The following is a 17,052-nucleotide window of genomic DNA, read 5'->3' as shown; positions in this document are numbered from 1 at the left end:
CATGCCCAAAAAGTACAAATTACTATTCACTTTTCAAAGAACAGCTCCAGCTAACATACAAAATTAGAAATTTTATATTTTCAAACTTTTTCATCTAAATCTCTTGATTTTTATATAGTTAGCTCCTAGATCTTGTATTTCTACCGTTCAAACGAATTTTACATATAAAATTCTTTGTACCATTCTGCAAATTTTCGCAATCCGTCTCGAAGACTGGTACTCGGTTTAAATCCAAAATCACGTTCTAATGCAGACGTGTCAGCATAAGTTACCGGTACATCACCGGGCTGCATCGCAACAAGCTCTTTATGAGCATCAAAATCATAATCTTCTGGCAATACGCCGGCTCTTACCAACTCTTCGCTCAATATCTGAACGAAATCCAGTAAGTTCTCTGGATGGTTATTGCCAATGTTATAGAGGGCATAAGGCGGAACAGGCAGACCATCCTCACCAGTTGCCCTGTCTGGCGCTTTTTGCATGACCTTTTCTACACCAGTCACGATATCGTCGATATACGTAAAATCTCTCTTGCAATTTCCATAATTAAAGATCTGAATGGTTTTGCCAGCCCTTAACTTATCTGTAAATCCAAAGTAGGCCATATCAGGACGACCCGCCGGACCATAAACTGTGAAAAATCTCAAACCAGTTGACGGGATGTTATAAAGCTTTGAATAAGCATGAGCCATCAATTCGTTTGATTTTTTCGTAGCTGCATAAAGGGAAACCGGATTATCCACTTTATCATCCGTGCTGTATGGCACTTTCTTATTAGAACCATAGACAGATGAGCTGGACGCATAAACTAGGTGTTCTACAGGCGAATGTCCTTCATCATAAGAATGTCGGCAAGCTTCCAAGATGTTATAGAAGCCAATCATATTCGACTCAATATAAGCATCCGGATTAATAATGGAATAGCGTACTCCAGCCTGAGCAGCAAGATTTACCACGACTTGCGGCTTGTACTGTTCAAATACCTTATTGACCAGTTCTTTATCAGCAATACTGCCTTTAATAAAAATAAAGGAAGGATATGTTGATAACTCAGCAAGTCGAGCTTCCTTTAATCGCACATCGTAGTAATCATTCATGTTATCGATACCGATGACCCTCACATCTTTCACATCTTGATAAAGACGTTTTACTAGGTTGGATCCTATAAAACCAGCCGCACCGGTAACTAATATCGTTTTTCCATTTAAATCCACATAACTCATCTCGTGGTTCCCCTTTCTTCATCTTTTCATAATCAAAATCACTGTGGAAATCATCCCGATATTCATGATTTCTACAGCAATCTTTTCATTGTTTTTCTTAATAAACTACTTCTTGATAATTGACTACGATATAGATATATCCTACATTTCCATACATATCTGTAACACTTAATCTATAGGTAGTTTCTCCATATGTATCCGGTAAGCTATCCGGCCATCCAACAATATCTTCGCTAATATCATTTCCATCTATATCGGTTGCTGTAACACCGGCAATCTCAATGACTTCTTCGATCGTACTGTAATTTCCAATAAAGAATCTAAAATTCTGATTTTCTGCTGATAAGTAAGGATTCTCACTTTCTTCTACATTGATCGTAAATTCATAAACCGTATCATTCAATGTAGCTGTAGCTCTATAACTACCTACTTGTAACGTGTTTACTTCACTTAAATTTAATTGGATTTGTTTCAGATTTTCTGCACTTCCATTAAAGTAATCTGCAGGATCATTGTCTAATGAACCATTTCGCTGCATCGTAAAAGTATCTTGTTTTAAAGTTACTTCATCTGTTTCAACAATAACATTATCTTCACTATAATTGGATACATAGGGTTCTGTTTTCTTGTTCGCTGAATAAAAGAATCCAAAAACAATTAAAATCAATACTGCTGAAATTGCCAGTATGAGTATTACTTTTTCAAATTTATCCAAAGAATACTTGATTTTCACTTAACAACACCTCTTATTCGTCGCTTCCGTAATAGCTATAGTAAGATCTCGTTGTTTTATCTACTTTGGTAAGAACACATCCTAATATTTTTGCGCCATTTCGCTGTAACGTCTGTAACGCATTTTTTGCCTCTCTTTTATCTGTATCCTTCGCAGAAACAACAAAAATCGTACCATCTGTAACATGAGAGATTGGGACTGCATCCGATACTGCATTCAATGGAGGACAATCTATGATGATAAAATCAAATTTTTCTCTAAAACGTTTGATTAATTCCGCAAATCGATTACTTGATAAAAGTTCCTGTGGATTTGGTACGGATTTTCCACTCGTCAAAAGATACAGTTTCCCTTCTGCTGCACTGTTTTTAAATTTATGGAAATAACGTTCATCATCAATATCAATTTCATTTGTATCTTTCATCAGGTTGCTGACACCTACCTTGTTAGATACTTTATAGATCTTATGTTGAACAGGTTTACGCAAATCACAATCAATCAATAAGACCTTTGCATATTTCGCTATCGAAACCGTCGCTAAATTACTCGCAACAGAACTTTTCCCTTCTGCAGGATTTGAACTTGTAATATTGACCACTTTTACATCTTCATTAAATGAAGAATATTCAATATTCGTTCTCAGCTGACGATATACTTCCATATAATCGAATTGAACTTGTTTCTTTTTATTGTCATTTCTTTTGGGAGCCACTTTTCTTTCCAATTTCTTCATCTCCTTTAACTTCTATCTTTTAAAAAACTGAAAAAATGATTTCTTCTTTTTGATAACTTTCATTTCTTCCAATTCTTCATTTTGAATAATATGTAACGGATTATAGTAAAAGAGAAGTTCAGCATTTTCTCTACCAACTTCTTTTGAAACCATTGCATATACATCACTCAATTGACAAACCCGATGTCCTTTCGCACGATGTGTATCTGTTGCGATAACATGTACAAGACCCTCTTGAAGTAATTTCCATGCATTTTTCTTAATCATCTCTCCATGATGACCAAGAAGGCTCGTACGATTTACTTGGATGATATATCCGCTGTCAAACCATTCTTTCACCATATCAAGTGATATTCCTTTAGGAAAATAACGTTCTACATGAGCAATCACCGGAATCATATCTCGTACGGTAAATTCATATAAACGATCATTCGGCATATCTCCTAATTTCATGATATCTTGTCGTACATCAAATTCACATAATGCATACCCGGACCCTGCCAGTGTATAAAAGTTATCTTTATCGATCATGTCTAAATAATCATCATTTAAGAAGATCTCACTTCCGAAATAAATCTCTATATCAAATTGTTTTGCTAATTCTTTTAATTCTTTCATTCTCTTTGTCATCAGTAGAAGATCTTCTTTATCTTGCTTACCGGGAATAAAATGCGGAGTGGCAATAATAGCTTTTATGCCATCAGTTCTGGCATTCTCAAGCGAAATCTTCGCCTGCTCCATGTTTTCCATTCCATCATCAATATCCCAAGCCAAATGATTATGGATATCAATAAATTGCATATGCTTAATCCTCGAAATAAGGAATTTCAGCCAATACAGGAATTTCCAGATAAGATTCTACATCTTCTTTTGTATGCAAACGTTTATCCAATAAGAATCGTAACACGACGATACCACCGGAAATTGCAATACCTGCACATATACCTAACATCGTATTCAGCTTTTTATTTGGGCTTACCGGTACTTCATTTACTTTCGCCTGATCGATGATCATTAAGTTTTTCACATCTAAATTCGTTCTTACATCAGAGAAAAACTGATCGATAACAGCACTTACGATATCTCTTGATAACTCCGGATCTTCTGTTCTTGCCGTCACCTTAATAATTTCACTATCCGTTTCATTCGTAACCGTCAATGAGTTTTTCACAAAATTGTTGGCTCGATCTTCTAATTGTAACGTCTCAGTCACTTTATCTAATACACTGTCACCTTGGAGCATCAACATATAGTTATTCACCATCTTTGAGTTCGCATTTAATGTATTATAATCAATCGTTCCGCTTTCTGTCGTATTCGGTTTTAAATAAATGCGTGCGCTGCTTTCATATTTTTCAGTAATAAAAAATGTGGTAAATATAAAAGCAAAAACTCCACCAATGATACCCGTCAAAAGAATGAATATAATTTTTTTTCTAATTTCAATAAACAATCGACTTAAATCAATTTCGATTTCATCATTTTCTACATTTTTCTTAAAATCTTCCACGTACAAAATCCTTTCTAATTTTTCATTCATGAATCAGCCTGCATTTGCAACTAATTCATTTTGTATTTTCACATCTTCGTCTGTAATCAATTCTCCTGAAATGATCTTATCTATTAATTTTTTAGCGTTTTCTACACAAGCTTCATCAGGAATCATTACATAAGCATCAAACCCATTTGCAGGCGTCCACATCGTTGCACCTTGTCCGCTTACTTGAATCTGCTTGATATCCCATGAACTCATATCATTTAACTGTTGTTTTATAAGTGACGTCATTTCTTCTGTACTCATATTTGTTTGAAAACTATCACTCACTGCTGATAATATATTTGCATAATTTGTGATGATCTGTGGAGACAAAGCTTTATCGATCATTGCTTCCATGACACGCATCTGATTTCGGCTTCGTTCCCGATCTCCATCAGCAAAACTATAACGTTCCCTTACAAATCCCAGTGTTTCTTCCCCATTTAATTGGTTTTCACCTTGTTTAATTTCATATTTACCATGGAGAGTCGTGAATGCATACGGTGAATTGACCGTAATACCTCCTAATGCATCGACAATATTTACAACACTGGAAAAATTCACTCTGACATAATAATTTAGATCGATATCTAAATAATTCTCCATCGTTTCGATCGTACAATCTACTCCGAAAATGCCGGTATGAGTTAATTTATCTAATTGATTATACTGACAAGTTTGCGGAACATAAAAATCACGAGGAATTCCGGTCAGTAAAATCTGGTGATTCTTTGGATTTACAGATATGATCATATTCACATCCGAACGGGACCTTGTAGAAATCGTTCCATAGGTATCAATTCCCGTTAAATATATATTAAAAGGTTTTGTAACGACATCTACATTCTTACTGATATCTTTTGCTTCATTTTTGAATATATATTGTTTGATCACTTTCGTTGCATCATTAAAATCAGGATGATTTTCTTCCAGCAATCCACGTGATCCTTCATCTAATACGATAGCATCTACTTGTCCATCATAGAGAGCATCGCCAAAATCAATATAAGAATCATAACTGACGGTTGCAGGTTCCAAATTCAAATCTGTTTCGAGATCTTCTAATGCCTTGGCTTGTGTTGATACATCACCCAGGCTTACTATACCAAAGTTTTTATTACTTAAGTCTGTGACTTCTTCATACCCACTCTCTTTCATCACGACAATGGAATAAACTAACACATCTTCATCTGTGGTTATCTTGTTAAATGCACTATTTGTAGTATAGAGCATCCAATTTCCTGCAGCTAAAATAACAGATAAAATGACTATGATCACTTTACCTATGATCTTCGTCATTTTACTCATTTTTCTTCCTAACTGTATGTACCACATTCCCGCAACGATCAAAATCAATAGGATGATTGCCGGAATTAAATATTTTATAGGTACAATATTAAAAACGATTGCCTGTACGATCAATCCAATCGCAATAAGAGTAAAGGCCATCGAAAAATAAAAGCCACTGTTTTTCAACATGTTTTTCAATTTCTTTCCTACCTTTCTTTTTCTATAATGCCCCTTTTCCATAGATTACACTTTTTATAGTTTTATATATAATGATCAAATCTAATCCAAAAGTCCAATTTTTATAATAATAATCATCTAATTTACATCGTTCTTCAAATCCGACATCACTCCTGCCATTGGCTTGCCACATTCCCGTAATACCCGGTTTACATTTTATGATGGAATTATAATAAATGCCCATATCCTCTTTTTCTCTAAAAAGATAGGGGCGTGGACCCACTAAGCTCATTTCTCCCTTTAATACATTTATAAACTGGGGAAATTCATCTAAAGATGTTTTACGTAATACTTTTCCTGCTTCTGTAATTCGAGGATCATTCTTAAGTTTTTTATTTTTTAGATATTCTTCTCTAATAGCCGGATCTTTTTCCATCAATTCTTCTAAAACAGCTTCAGCATTTGGTATCATCGAACGAAACTTATATATCTTGATAGGTTTTCCATCCAATCCGATACGATCCTGTTTAAAAAAGATCGGATCATGATCATTGTTTTTACAATTTTTCACTTTCACAAATACTGAAAGAGGAATTAATAAGATAAGACCGAAAATGGAGGCAATGATATCAACGATACGTTTTAAAAAGCGTTCAAAAATATCGATTCTTCCTTGTGCTGTTGAAACAAGCAAAGACCCATCAAAATCTTGAATCACTGAATTAAACGTCAATGTAACATTAACTGTTGGCATATATTTAATGATTCTTACTCGATCATGCAATCGTAGCATCAATTGATTGATCTCATCTTTTGAAATATCAGGTAATACAACAATGACTTGTTCGATATGATCTCTGGCAAGTATATTTTCCAAATCTTTATCTTCAAATATTTTGGCGTTTTTTGCTTCGAGTTCTTCATGAATAGCTTCTTTTCGATAACGAACATATCCATCTATTTCCGTTAACATAAAGCGATTACTTTTCGCAATATCACCAAACCGCGATGCTTCATAGTCTGTCCCAATGATCAACGTCTTTATTTTAAAGATATTTCTAAAAAGTATCCTACAGTAACGATTGGTCAATAAAGCAACGATATACATGATAAAAGCTAATAAAAAGCTTTTTATATACTAGTATGGTTCTTCAACAGCAAGCAGTATAATTGCTGAATTGACAAAAAAACATAACATCGCTTTCGCAAGCGACCTCATTTCATCCCAAATAAGTTTCGATGTTATTTTATAATGATTAAAAATAAACAAAAATAACACTAATATGATTAGCAAAAAAATTCTTTTATTATCCGGTATATTTAATAAAGTTGTTAAACACAAAAAAACAAATGCCTCAACAAGCATTAAAATCACTGATATTCCAATTTTTCTCATTCACAACACTTCCATAACAAAAAATACTTTACTTCTTAAATTCACTTCAATTTAACAAAAATAACCCATTTTTTTCCAAAATCTGGAAATAAAAAAACATACTCCTCCCTTCCCCCACATAGAGTGTTGAACGGGTTTTGTATGTCCTGAACCTCTCCATAAAGTGCCTAAACAACTATTACTTCTAAGATTCGATCTTTTTCACAATTTCTAAGGAAACATTTACTTCAACAATATTTCCATTTATTTCAACATGCAAAATAACTCTGCGGTTATGTCGATCGATCTTCTTGATTTCACTTTCGTATCCCATCAAAGGACCTTCTATGATAGAAACTTTTCCATTGATGATTTCTCCTTTAGAAAGGGAAACCGTTCTATCATCATTCATTAATCCTTTTAAATAGGTCTGTTCTTCATCGGTTAAGGCACTGATGTTATCGTCATACTTTAATTCTTTTAAAATTCCTTGAATCCTTTGTCGATCCTCTGCTAATTTTCTTCGAAAAGTAATAGGATCTAATGCTGTTTCTACAAATACATAGGATGGAAATAGCAATTTTTTTACTAATACCTTATTCCCTTTTACCTTGTGTACTACTTCTTTATAAGGAGTAAAGACATCCCAATCACTTCTATTTTTTAAAAGCTCAGATATCTTTTTTTCTTTTCCACCCAAAACATATAAAATATACCAGTATTTCATCAAGTGTCTCCATTCATAAACTGAATCTCATTTTATCTTGCTGTCTTGCATCCCAATCAAATAAAAACAAAACCTGCTTATTTCGCAACAAAAAAACCAAAAACAATTTAATAAACGAAACCTCTATAAAAACGATTCAATAAATTTTTCTCCCCTTTCCTTCATTTTTTCAACAACTATATAACGTTTAAAAGATTTTATATAGATTCCTGAATGATTTTACCACTAATAATAATTATTTTCAATAAAAATCGATTAAAAATATGTATTATTTAATTCACTTAACCATGAACATAAATATATTTATAGTCATATTGAACAATTATTTTAATAGTCATATTTACCTTTATTTAAAGCTTTTTTATTTCAAAGCATATTAAATAATGTAAATTTATCATATAAATTATAAATAAAATAGATTCTTTTTCATTCTAAAAATTGGAAAGAAAATATCAATATTTTCATTCACATCATCTATAAAAAAACATCTGTATCATTTAATACAAATGCTTAATTAAAAGAAATCTTCTGAACCTGATAGCCGGCATCTTTGACTGCTTGACTTAAAGTATCTTCAGATATTTTATTTTTCATATGCACCTCCGCCATTCCATTATCAAGATGTACCTTTGCATATACGCCCTCTAAAGCATTTAAAGCATTCTCCACACGTGTTTTACAATGCGAACAGGTCATACCATATATTTTTATTTTTGCTTCGAACGGATAGTGGGAGAGATTCTTATCTTTTATGCGCACTTTTTTAATCGGTTCGCTTTCACCTCCGCAACATCCGCTTTGTAGTTTTTTCATATAGCTCTTGATCGAATAAATACATATCATGATAATAATTAATATAAGAAAAACTTCCATGATGAACCCTCCTGAGTTAGTTTTAACTAACTTTATTATAATCCTACTTCCCTTCCTGTCAAGTCATTTTTATAAAGAAAAAGCTCTTCATAAGAAGAACTTTCATTTAATCGCAGTTATTGAATCTGTTCACTTAAATGCTTGGGTGTCCTTATCAATGCTGTTTCAAAAACACCCTTTTGGAGCGGATGATCCCCTATCAAAATCCTCAATCCAGATCAAGAACATATAAACGAACTTCTTCCATTCGATCACAATAGTCTGATAATTCTTTTCTGCGTGAACATTCTGTCTTTATGACCAACTCATCCACTCCATATATCTTCCCGGCATGTTGATGATCCAAAAAATGATCCGCCTTTCGAGATTCAATATAGCAACGCAACCAATTATACTCTTCAATATTTTTAAATCTTTGTGATTGATACCAGCGATTGCCGCTTCATCCTGCTGAGTCCATACCTCACAATTATGAATACCTTTCTCTAAAAGCTTCTTCCTTGCTTCTTCCCATAAATCTAAAGCTATATGTCTGCGTCTGTATTGCGGCAATACCGCTAAATTCCAATGACTGCCCCTCTATGAGATGAGGCAGCGCATAATGTTTTTAGTTTCTTTTCAATCTCCACATCAATCAATTCAACGATCTTCTCATCTTCGCTTGCTACTAAACAAATCGCGTCATTTTCATACTTGACCCGTTTTGTCATCACATCATCATGATATGAGGTATCTAAGAAAAGAGTACACGGCAAGCAAGCCACTTTTTTTTCATCATCTTCTCGATATGCACGTATGACCATCATCGTCCTCCAAACACAATAATCAAATCTTACTTTTTACTTAATTTCTTAGAAATATACCTCTCGACCCTGTCTACTTCCTTTGGCATCGTCCATCCTGATCGTGAAAAAGCATCCTTGGCATAAGATTTAAATAGATACATACATGATAATAAAGCTTCGCTCATTTCTAAGTTACTTGCCGTATGAAACCACTTTTCCATTAATTCATGGTCATGTTCATCGATATATTCAAAGATCCTTTTATAACATTTTCCAAGCTTTATTTTTTCATGATGATGAAGCTGGATATCAAAGCTCATCATTTTCAGACATTCTTCCATACAGATATGTGTAAAGTAATAATTCGCATATAGAAGGTCATGACGTAAGATACCCTTTAAGACATAAAGGGCGATCCAGTAAAATTCATTGATACATGCCAAGGCTTTTGAATGAGAAAGTATCTCGATTTCATAGGTGTGATTAAGATAGTCTTTTTTCGTGCAAAGATTTCTTTTGTCTATGATCACATGAACATTCTCTTCCCGCAAATATTCCTGAAGATCACTAAGAGGAGCTATTTTTAGATCAATGCGATTTCCATCCTGAAACATCATGAGATAGGTGCGGGCATGTTTCAGACATGGCATTGCTTCCGGTTTTTGTAAGATCATGATATCTCCAAAATCTCGAATGAACGTGTCATCAAAATCATTCACATCTTCCACAAAATAAGTAATATCATAGTCACTGAAAACATCCGCTTCATCCGTATTGCGGCTGCCCTCCTGTGTGATAAGCAGGATCCGCTCATCTTTGGCTTTAGAAAGGATCAGCTCCATCATTTCCGACTGACTTCTCATAAAAAGCTCCTTGCCGCTTTATAGCCATACTTTTCTTCAGTTTCTAATACCGCACGATTCACAGCCTTTCCTAAAACATAGGACGCTATCGTGCCTACAACATCAGGACTTGATTTTATTTTACCTGTTGCCAACGCATAGATCGAATCCCCATCCATGGAAGTATTGAGCGGACGTATCGTACGAGCAAGTCCATTGCTTGCCATGGCTGCCACCTTGTTCATTTCTGTTTTATTTAAAGCGGCATTTGTGACGATGGCACCGATTGTCGTATTGAAAGAAAATTTACTGGCGATTTGAAGCAGCTTGACGGCTTCCTGCTCACTGCTCATCATGCCATCCTTTTTCGCATTCAGAAGACCTGCTAACTGATGATTGGAATCCAGCTCATATACATCGCCAATAGCATTGACGACAACGATAGCCCCCACTTGCAAACGGCCTGTCTGCACGGCATAGCAGCCTAACCCTGATTTCATCGCAAACTCATCACCGCGTATCTTTCCTACCGTTGCTCCCATACCGGCTCCGACATTGCCATTACGTTCCAGATGTTTTTCACTGTCCACACAAGCTGCATAACCCATCGCTGCATCCGGGCGAACACGATCATCCACACAGCCTAAATCAAAGATACAGGAACCAACGACGATCGGTACTAATGACTTTCCAACCTTTAAGCCGATCTTATGTTCTTCCAAATATTTCATGACACCACCGGCAGCATCCAAACCATAGGCACTGCCCCCGCTTAACAGCAATCCGTGAATACCATCATTACTGGCCGTGGGCTTCAACAGCTCCGTTTCTCTGGAGGCAGGCCCGCCGCCACGCACATCAACTCCACATACAGCCTTCTTTTCACAAAGGATCACACTGCATCCGGTCGCATGTTCTTCATCCTGTGCGTGTCCAATGCGAATCCCTTTGATATCATGTAAACTGATAGGTTTCCATTCACTCATTTTTCCACCTGCTTTCTTATTCATCTATCGATAAATCTATTCTAACATAAAACAAGATGAAAAAAAGATAATTTCATAAAAGCATATTACCATTGACATTTATTGGAAAAGGCCTATAATATACTTAAAATATTTTATTTAAAATATTTTAAGTAATTAAGGAGGAGATCATGCTAGCAGAAGAATTCCAGAAAGTCTATGACATTTTCAAAATGAACTTCTATGCATCTTTATGCCGTAATACGAAAGATTTAAATATGCAGGAAGCTTTCAGCCTAGATATCATATATATGCTGAAGGAACCCACGATCCTTGAATATGCCAGCTATATGGGAATCTCACAGCCCAATGCTACCTATAAGATCAATCAGATGATCGAAAAAGGCTATCTGACTAAAGTGCCAAGCAAAGAAGATAAGCGTGCTTCACATTTAAAGGTCACACAGAAATTTATTGACTGTTATCGGGAAAATGATCTATATATCGCAAAAACGCTCAATCATATTGAAAAGATATTTGACCCTGAAGAAGTGGCCCTTCTTGAAAAAATGCTTATTAAGATTGATGACGAAATGAAAAAAGGAGAACATACAAATGATTAAAATTATTACCGATTCTACATCCGATATTTCTTTAGAGCTTGCGAAAGAAATGAATATCGAAATCGTACCTCTGATCGTACGTGTTGATGGACATGAATATAAAGACCGAGTTGAACTGTCACCGGAAGAATTTTATAAGCGACTGGAAGAAAAAGATCTGACCCCTTCAACTTCCCAGCCGTCACCTCAAGACTTTTTAAAAGTCTATGAAAAAGCAAAAGAAGCCGGTGATGAGATCTTGGTGATCACACTATCCGCTGAAGTCAGCGGCACTTATCAAAGCGCTATGATTGCGAAAGATCTTCTTGAATATGATAAGATCCAGGTCATCAACAGTGCCAATGCCACTTTCGGATTAAGGATCATCATTGAAAAAGCTCTCCAGTTAAGAAATGAAGGCAAGACGCTTGAAGAAATAGTTTCGATCTTAGAGAAATATAAAGAAAAGGTTCATATCTTTGCCTTAGTAGATACTTTGGAATATTTCTATAAAGGCGGCCGTCTTTCTAAGACCAGTGCAACGGTAGGAACGCTATTAAAATTCAAACCTGTCGTCGGTATCAAAGAAGGAAAGCTTGAATTGTTTGCGAATTGCCGTGGTACCCGCAAAAGCATTTCTAAGATCATCGAACTTATCCATGAAACAGGTGATATCGATCTGCAGGAACCCGTATGCATCGGCTATACCGGAAATGATGAAGGCTTAGATAAATTTGAAGATCTTTTAAAAGAAGAATTTCATTTTGATAAAGCCATTCATGGCATCGTAGGTCCGGTCATCGGCTCTCATGCAGGGCCGGGCGGACGAATCATTGCCTTTGTAAGAAAATAATAAAAAAGCTAGCCCCAAAGGTTAGCTTTTTTGTAATATATCACTTCTAAAAGATTTCTTCTTTTATTTTATTATTTCTATCGCATCAATAATTAAATGACAGACAGCCCATATCGCAAAAAATAAATATATGGGTGCCGTTACGATCTTTCTTGTTCTCGTCAGTTTATTAAATCTGTTTTTTATATAATCAATATATACCCCTATCATCAATATACGAATCATGATATCAAGGATCATATCCCATGTCATCATCTTCATCCACCTTCCTAACAATTTTTTACATGATCGTATTTTTTCCAAAAAGCCTCCATGAAACAATACAAAAACAATTTCAAAACTACGATCTCTTGATTTTTTAGTCAGATTTTACATCAAAAAAGCACAAGTTAAAAACTCGTGCTTAATCATACTCCATTCTTATATCTTTGAGGGCTATGTTTCAACATATTCATTTTTTCTCTATTCATCACCCTCATTTTACCATATCCCATTTTCAGTGTAAATGAATATATACCTATCCGATCATCTTTTTTATTATAATTCTATCTTGCTTAAATAACAAGCCGGTACCGCTCGTATCAGCCAGACATTGTTGGCAGAGAGATAAAAATCATGACCATCGTCAACCATTCTTTTCGCATCAACCTTATAAACAACGACCTTTCCATGACGTCTGCCTACCTTAATTGCAGTATCAACATCCCATGACAAATGCACATACAATCTGGATTTCGGCAATAAGCCTTGCTGATCGATCGACGAAACATATTTCTCACCTGTACCATGATATAAGATATCCGGAGGATTTCTTTTCTCCAATCCAACATCCACCTGTATCGAATGTCCTTGATTGGCGCGAATCATCGTTTTATCGGCATTCAATGCATATCGCTGTTTTTCATCAATACGGACGATTTCTTCCAAATCTGCCATATCAAATGATTTACTTTTATTTTTTCGGATTCCTTCAATCAAATCATTAACGCTGACCCAGCCATGCTCATCCATTTTCAGACCTATTGTTTCAGGTTTATGACGTAAAAGCATGGCAATGAATTTACTGATCTTGGTCAGTTCTGCCTTACGATCATTCATTGATGACCTGTTCCAAATAATCCCGTTCCTTGCTTTTCTTTGTCGGAATAAAATGATTCACAAGATTGATCTTGCCTTTATATTTGATATAGAAGAATCCAAATAACGAGAATACTGCTGCTCCGATGAAATTGACCATCAGATCCTGCATCGTATCGATCAGACCGATATCCAGATATCCGCTGATCGGTAAAACCGTTCCGTCAACGATGACCTGACTGATATCTTTAAAGGTCGTCATGGAACCATCGGCACTTAAAGAAACAGAATTGATGGCATGTATGATCGTATCCTTCTGGGTATCCATCCCGAAAAGCTGATCCATACTAAATTCAAAGAACTCCCAAACGACACCGATCGTCATTGAAAAGCAGAAAGCAACGATGACCACAAAGATCGGCGATAATTCGAATTGGATCTTTTCACTGTCATTTAAAAGGTTTACAAGCGAAAAGCCGATAGCAGCTGCCAGAAAACCGTTCATCGTATGCAGCATCGTATCCCAGAATGGGAAAAGCAGGTAATAGTCGTCAATTTCTCCTAAGATTTCTGCCGCAAAAATAAATAGTAAAATAATGATTTCCAAGGTCGTTGGCAATTCCACCTTAAAAGTCAGCTGGATAAAACTTGGAACCATAAACAGAATCAATGTTAAGATGCACAAAAAGACATTCTCATAATTTCCATTGAAAAATTGTAATACTCCGACTGCGATGACCGCTAAACGAAGCACCGAATAAACAAGAAAGGTACTTCTATGTTCCCGTATTTCCATCATCAAAGCCTTCATGAAGCGCTTAAATATCGATTTCTTCATATTGTTCCTCCTAATCGATCGTTCCTACCGGTGCAGCATAGACGACAAACTCTTCTTCACCATCTAACTTAAATGTTTCATTACAGCTATGATCATCAAAAGCCGCTAAGCAACAGGTTCCCAGTCCCAATGCACTGCATGCCAGATATAAATTCTCTCCCACATGACCGGCATCGATCAAAGCCGGACGATGTGCATAAATACCATAGCGCCATTCACAGCGATATGCCACAAATGACCAATAAAAGATCACATTTGCTTTCACGGCCCATTTCTGTCCTACAAGCGTTTCATCAATGATATTCTCCGCCTGCTTGATGCTTCCCAAATATTCCAGCTCATGCGTCAAAGGAAGATAATGATACCTTCCTGCTTTTAATCCCTCCACATGATTAACGATCAGGTAAGTTTCAAAACCATGGCGAGCTCCGCCGCTTGGTACCGTACGCATCGTGGCGTAATTTTCACCCTTGATTTCCTTGACTCCCTGAGTCATATATAATAAATATGATAGCTGAAGCAATGTCATTGCATGCTGCGTATAGACACGGCTGCTTTTTCTTTCCATCAGGATCGTTGTAAAGTCTTTGCTGATGTTCAATGCATCGAAATCCTTTGAAAGAGGAATCACACATTCACTGCTTTTTTCTTTACATAAAGGAGGCTGTGGTTTTTTTAACTGCTGATCCGACATAAAATCACTATATTCATCTTCAGCTCTGAATTTCATAAAATTTCTTCCGTTTCTTATTCTTTCTTTAATTTCTTTTTCTTCCATGTTGTTCTCCTTTCGCAGTAATAATAAAGATTATATCATATCCGATAAGAAAAAAGCATAACTTTTCTATTATGCCTTTATCTCATCATTATTCAGCCAATGATATTGCTGATAGAAAAACTGTCCGGCAAGACAAGTAACAAAATTACTGATGACCATGGCCCACCAGATACCCGCAGGACCCAGATCCGTAAAATAATAAAATAAGTAAATCATAGGAATCCTTAATCCCCATAAACGGAAAGTAGAAAGATATAAAATCAGCCTTGTTTTTCCTGCCCCGCTGAACACACCATGTATATTCTGAAACCATCCCATAAAGAAAATGGTCACAACCACATAAAAGCAGTATTCAAGTGTCAGATTCATCAGTTCATTCGATGCATCACTGACAAACAATAAGACAAGATAACGGGAGGCAAATAAACCAATCAGCATGACGATGGCACTGCATATCGCTGTCAAGATCATTGCCTGTTTAAAGCATTCCTTTGCTCGTTCACGATTGCCAGCTCCGATATTTTGACCGATAAAAGGCGCCAGGGCACCTCCGAAGGCATTGACAGGAATATAATACAGATCAGTCACCTTATTTCCTAAACCATAGGCACTGATGGCGATCGACCCATAACCAACGATGGATTTATTCATCAAAACAAATCCAAAACTAGACAGAAACTGTGCCAAAGAAGCAGGAATACCTACAAAGATCAATTCCTTGAACACCTTCCATTTCATCCTGCTTTTAAAGGAACAGACAACATGATCCCGATCATGAAAAAGAATATAGAACACAAAAGGCATGACCAGGACCTTGCTTAATACAGTAGCAATTGCCGCTCCCAGAACACCCATATGCATAGTAAAGATAAAGAAAGGATCAAGGATCGTATTCAAGATAGCAGCAATCGCATTAAAGACAACAGCTGTTCGTGCATCACCATCTGCCTGCCGAATCGTCTGAAAAATATTCAATATGAATAAAAATAAAAAATCAAAGGAAATACCAAATAGATAAGCCGATGCATCCTGATATATATCCGCAGGTGTCTGCAGCCAATCAAGAATCAAAGACGAAAACAAAAGACAGCCGACACCGATCACAATACCGAACAACATGGCTATGACCAATAAATGTGTGGCATACTCATTGGCCTTTTGTTGATCTGAAGCACCCAAAGCTCTCGAAATCATCGAAATACCGGCAGCACTAAGACCTACGACCAAAGCACTGCCACATCCCATGATCGGTCCGATCAAAGCTACCGCACCAACCTGAAGTTCACCCATCTTACCGACCCAGAAGGTATCAACGATATTGTATAAAGAATTGACAAGATTGAGCACCATTAAAGGCAGGGCCAATTTCATTAGCCCTGCTTTGATATCCCCGTTCAATAAATATGACTTACTTAATCCGCTCATGGCTACTATTGTAGCACAATCTTTCAAATTATTTTATAGAAATTGTATTTTTTTATGTCATTTATTTATATTTAGAAATATAAGCATTCAAAGCCGATACATCCCGAGCTTGAAGAAATTTACGTTGATTGGTTGTATGAATACGATCATGAATCAAATGAAATGCCTTTGATATGCTTACCCAAGACAAGGTCGTTCCATTTTCAATTTCTTCATTCG

General features: G+C 35.9%; 22 protein-coding genes. 2 read left to right on the top strand and 20 right to left on the bottom strand.

What is annotated here, in order from left to right:
• Positions 1-158: 158 nt before the first annotated feature.
• From Q0K35_RS06685 to Q0K35_RS06620, 15 genes are all read right to left on the bottom strand, one after another.
• The gene (locus Q0K35_RS06685) at positions 159-1,223 is read right to left on the bottom strand and encodes an NAD-dependent epimerase/dehydratase family protein (RefSeq protein WP_294561888.1); all 1,065 of its coding nucleotides are present in this window, start codon (positions 1,221-1,223) and stop codon (positions 159-161) included.
• Between the two features lie 97 nt (positions 1,224-1,320).
• Positions 1,321-1,956 (bottom strand): hypothetical protein, encoded by a 636-nt coding sequence (locus Q0K35_RS06680; protein WP_294561887.1) that lies wholly within the window; start codon positions 1,954-1,956, stop codon positions 1,321-1,323.
• Positions 1,957-1,969: 13 nt separating this feature from the next.
• A complete protein-coding gene (locus tag Q0K35_RS06675) occupies positions 1,970-2,680 on the bottom strand; it encodes a CpsD/CapB family tyrosine-protein kinase (protein WP_294561886.1) in 711 nt (236 codons plus the stop codon).
• 21 nt (positions 2,681-2,701) lie between these two features.
• Complete coding sequence (locus tag Q0K35_RS06670; RefSeq protein ID WP_294561885.1) at positions 2,702-3,490, bottom strand: CpsB/CapC family capsule biosynthesis tyrosine phosphatase; 789 nt, start codon at positions 3,488-3,490, stop codon at positions 2,702-2,704.
• A 4-nt stretch (positions 3,491-3,494) separates the two neighbouring features.
• Positions 3,495-4,229: a Wzz/FepE/Etk N-terminal domain-containing protein gene (locus Q0K35_RS06665; RefSeq protein WP_294561884.1), complete on the bottom strand. Its 735-nt coding sequence runs from the start codon at positions 4,227-4,229 to the stop codon at positions 3,495-3,497.
• A 3-nt stretch (positions 4,230-4,232) separates the two neighbouring features.
• Complete coding sequence (locus Q0K35_RS06660) at positions 4,233-5,705, bottom strand: LCP family protein (RefSeq protein WP_294561889.1); 1,473 nt, start codon at positions 5,703-5,705, stop codon at positions 4,233-4,235.
• 31 nt (positions 5,706-5,736) lie between these two features.
• Positions 5,737-6,801, bottom strand: a complete 1,065-nt coding sequence (locus Q0K35_RS06655; protein ID WP_294561883.1) for an exopolysaccharide biosynthesis polyprenyl glycosylphosphotransferase — start codon at positions 6,799-6,801, stop codon at positions 5,737-5,739.
• A 30-nt stretch (positions 6,802-6,831) separates the two neighbouring features.
• The gene (locus Q0K35_RS06650) at positions 6,832-7,089 is read right to left on the bottom strand and encodes a hypothetical protein (RefSeq protein WP_294561882.1); all 258 of its coding nucleotides are present in this window, start codon (positions 7,087-7,089) and stop codon (positions 6,832-6,834) included.
• Between the two features lie 184 nt (positions 7,090-7,273).
• Positions 7,274-7,795: an antiterminator LoaP gene (loaP, locus tag Q0K35_RS06645; RefSeq protein WP_294561881.1), complete on the bottom strand. Its 522-nt coding sequence runs from the start codon at positions 7,793-7,795 to the stop codon at positions 7,274-7,276.
• Positions 7,796-8,305: 510 nt separating this feature from the next.
• Entirely contained in the window at positions 8,306-8,668 is a 363-nt protein-coding gene (locus tag Q0K35_RS06640; RefSeq protein ID WP_294561880.1) for a heavy metal-associated domain-containing protein, read from the bottom strand.
• Positions 8,669-8,876: 208 nt separating this feature from the next.
• A complete protein-coding gene (locus Q0K35_RS06635; RefSeq protein ID WP_294561879.1) occupies positions 8,877-9,014 on the bottom strand; it encodes a hypothetical protein in 138 nt (45 codons plus the stop codon).
• Positions 8,963-9,220, bottom strand: a complete 258-nt coding sequence (locus Q0K35_RS11565; protein ID WP_365936214.1) for a hypothetical protein — start codon at positions 9,218-9,220, stop codon at positions 8,963-8,965. The genes Q0K35_RS06635 and Q0K35_RS11565 overlap by 52 nt, the downstream gene beginning before the upstream one ends.
• 5 nt (positions 9,221-9,225) lie before the next feature.
• Positions 9,226-9,474, bottom strand: a complete 249-nt coding sequence (locus tag Q0K35_RS06630) for a hypothetical protein (RefSeq protein WP_294561878.1) — start codon at positions 9,472-9,474, stop codon at positions 9,226-9,228.
• 26 nt (positions 9,475-9,500) lie between these two features.
• Positions 9,501-10,316 carry an aminoglycoside 6-adenylyltransferase gene (locus tag Q0K35_RS06625; RefSeq protein WP_294561877.1) on the bottom strand — a complete coding sequence of 272 codons (816 nt, stop codon included), beginning with the start codon at positions 10,314-10,316 and terminating at the stop codon, positions 9,501-9,503.
• On the bottom strand, positions 10,313-11,281 hold the full coding sequence (locus Q0K35_RS06620; RefSeq protein ID WP_294561876.1) for a P1 family peptidase: 969 nt from the start codon (positions 11,279-11,281) through the stop codon (positions 10,313-10,315). Before Q0K35_RS06620 ends, Q0K35_RS06625 begins: the two co-directional genes overlap by 4 nt.
• 170 nt (positions 11,282-11,451) lie before the next feature.
• Between Q0K35_RS06620 and Q0K35_RS06615 the strand changes: the two genes are divergently transcribed.
• The gene (locus tag Q0K35_RS06615) at positions 11,452-11,883 is read left to right on the top strand and encodes a MarR family transcriptional regulator (RefSeq protein ID WP_294561875.1); all 432 of its coding nucleotides are present in this window, start codon (positions 11,452-11,454) and stop codon (positions 11,881-11,883) included.
• Positions 11,876-12,715 carry a DegV family protein gene (locus Q0K35_RS06610; RefSeq protein WP_294561874.1) on the top strand — a complete coding sequence of 280 codons (840 nt, stop codon included), beginning with the start codon at positions 11,876-11,878 and terminating at the stop codon, positions 12,713-12,715. Before Q0K35_RS06615 ends, Q0K35_RS06610 begins: the two co-directional genes overlap by 8 nt.
• A gap of 63 nt (positions 12,716-12,778) precedes the next feature.
• Here the strand turns inward: Q0K35_RS06610 and Q0K35_RS06605 are convergent, their stop codons facing one another.
• The 5 genes from Q0K35_RS06605 to Q0K35_RS06585 all read right to left on the bottom strand — a co-directional run bounded on the left by Q0K35_RS06605 (position 12,779) and on the right by Q0K35_RS06585 (position 16,779).
• On the bottom strand, positions 12,779-13,018 hold the full coding sequence (locus tag Q0K35_RS06605) for a hypothetical protein (protein WP_294561873.1): 240 nt from the start codon (positions 13,016-13,018) through the stop codon (positions 12,779-12,781).
• Positions 13,019-13,252: 234 nt separating this feature from the next.
• Positions 13,253-13,813 carry an RNA 2'-phosphotransferase gene (locus tag Q0K35_RS06600; protein WP_294561872.1) on the bottom strand — a complete coding sequence of 187 codons (561 nt, stop codon included), beginning with the start codon at positions 13,811-13,813 and terminating at the stop codon, positions 13,253-13,255.
• The gene (locus tag Q0K35_RS06595) at positions 13,806-14,630 is read right to left on the bottom strand and encodes a hypothetical protein (RefSeq protein ID WP_294561871.1); all 825 of its coding nucleotides are present in this window, start codon (positions 14,628-14,630) and stop codon (positions 13,806-13,808) included. The genes Q0K35_RS06600 and Q0K35_RS06595 overlap by 8 nt, the downstream gene beginning before the upstream one ends.
• A gap of 10 nt (positions 14,631-14,640) precedes the next feature.
• On the bottom strand, positions 14,641-15,408 hold the full coding sequence (locus tag Q0K35_RS06590; RefSeq protein WP_294561870.1) for a SagB/ThcOx family dehydrogenase: 768 nt from the start codon (positions 15,406-15,408) through the stop codon (positions 14,641-14,643).
• Between the two features lie 69 nt (positions 15,409-15,477).
• Positions 15,478-16,779, bottom strand: a complete 1,302-nt coding sequence (locus Q0K35_RS06585) for an MATE family efflux transporter (protein ID WP_294561869.1) — start codon at positions 16,777-16,779, stop codon at positions 15,478-15,480.
• Positions 16,780-17,052 lie beyond the last annotated feature (273 nt).

Source organism: uncultured Traorella sp., from assembly GCF_944327115.1.
Lineage (GTDB): Bacteria > Bacillota_I > Bacilli_A > Erysipelotrichales > Erysipelotrichaceae > Traorella.
Note: the sequence above shows the minus strand (reverse complement) of the source record. Positions and strands in the feature narration are given on the sequence as shown.

What these genes read in the sequence shown, in the direction of transcription:
- Q0K35_RS06685 (WP_294561888.1), bottom strand. Translation starts at nt 1,223, where the DNA reads ATGAGTTATGTGGATTTAAATGGAAAAACGATATTAGTTACCGGTGCG.
- Q0K35_RS06670 (WP_294561885.1), bottom strand. Translation starts at nt 3,490, where the DNA reads ATGCAATTTATTGATATCCATAATCATTTGGCTTGGGATATTGATGAT.
- Q0K35_RS06665 (WP_294561884.1), bottom strand. Translation starts at nt 4,229, where the DNA reads ATGAATGAAAAATTAGAAAGGATTTTGTACGTGGAAGATTTTAAGAAA.
- Q0K35_RS06660 (WP_294561889.1), bottom strand. Translation starts at nt 5,705, where the DNA reads ATGTTGAAAAACAGTGGCTTTTATTTTTCGATGGCCTTTACTCTTATT.
- Q0K35_RS06655 (WP_294561883.1), bottom strand. Translation starts at nt 6,801, where the DNA reads ATGTATATCGTTGCTTTATTGACCAATCGTTACTGTAGGATACTTTTT.
- Q0K35_RS06650 (WP_294561882.1), bottom strand. Translation starts at nt 7,089, where the DNA reads ATGAGAAAAATTGGAATATCAGTGATTTTAATGCTTGTTGAGGCATTT.
- loaP (WP_294561881.1), bottom strand. Translation starts at nt 7,795, where the DNA reads ATGAAATACTGGTATATTTTATATGTTTTGGGTGGAAAAGAAAAAAAG.
- Q0K35_RS06640 (WP_294561880.1), bottom strand. Translation starts at nt 8,668, where the DNA reads ATGGAAGTTTTTCTTATATTAATTATTATCATGATATGTATTTATTCG.
- Q0K35_RS06630 (WP_294561878.1), bottom strand. Translation starts at nt 9,474, where the DNA reads ATGATGGTCATACGTGCATATCGAGAAGATGATGAAAAAAAAGTGGCT.
- Q0K35_RS06625 (WP_294561877.1), bottom strand. Translation starts at nt 10,316, where the DNA reads ATGAGAAGTCAGTCGGAAATGATGGAGCTGATCCTTTCTAAAGCCAAA.
- Q0K35_RS06620 (WP_294561876.1), bottom strand. Translation starts at nt 11,281, where the DNA reads ATGAGTGAATGGAAACCTATCAGTTTACATGATATCAAAGGGATTCGC.
- Q0K35_RS06615 (WP_294561875.1), top strand. Translation starts at nt 11,452, where the DNA reads ATGCTAGCAGAAGAATTCCAGAAAGTCTATGACATTTTCAAAATGAAC.
- Q0K35_RS06610 (WP_294561874.1), top strand. Translation starts at nt 11,876, where the DNA reads ATGATTAAAATTATTACCGATTCTACATCCGATATTTCTTTAGAGCTT.
- Q0K35_RS06600 (WP_294561872.1), bottom strand. Translation starts at nt 13,813, where the DNA reads ATGAATGATCGTAAGGCAGAACTGACCAAGATCAGTAAATTCATTGCC.
- Q0K35_RS06595 (WP_294561871.1), bottom strand. Translation starts at nt 14,630, where the DNA reads ATGAAGAAATCGATATTTAAGCGCTTCATGAAGGCTTTGATGATGGAA.
- Q0K35_RS06590 (WP_294561870.1), bottom strand. Translation starts at nt 15,408, where the DNA reads ATGGAAGAAAAAGAAATTAAAGAAAGAATAAGAAACGGAAGAAATTTT.
- Q0K35_RS06585 (WP_294561869.1), bottom strand. Translation starts at nt 16,779, where the DNA reads ATGAAATTGGCCCTGCCTTTAATGGTGCTCAATCTTGTCAATTCTTTA.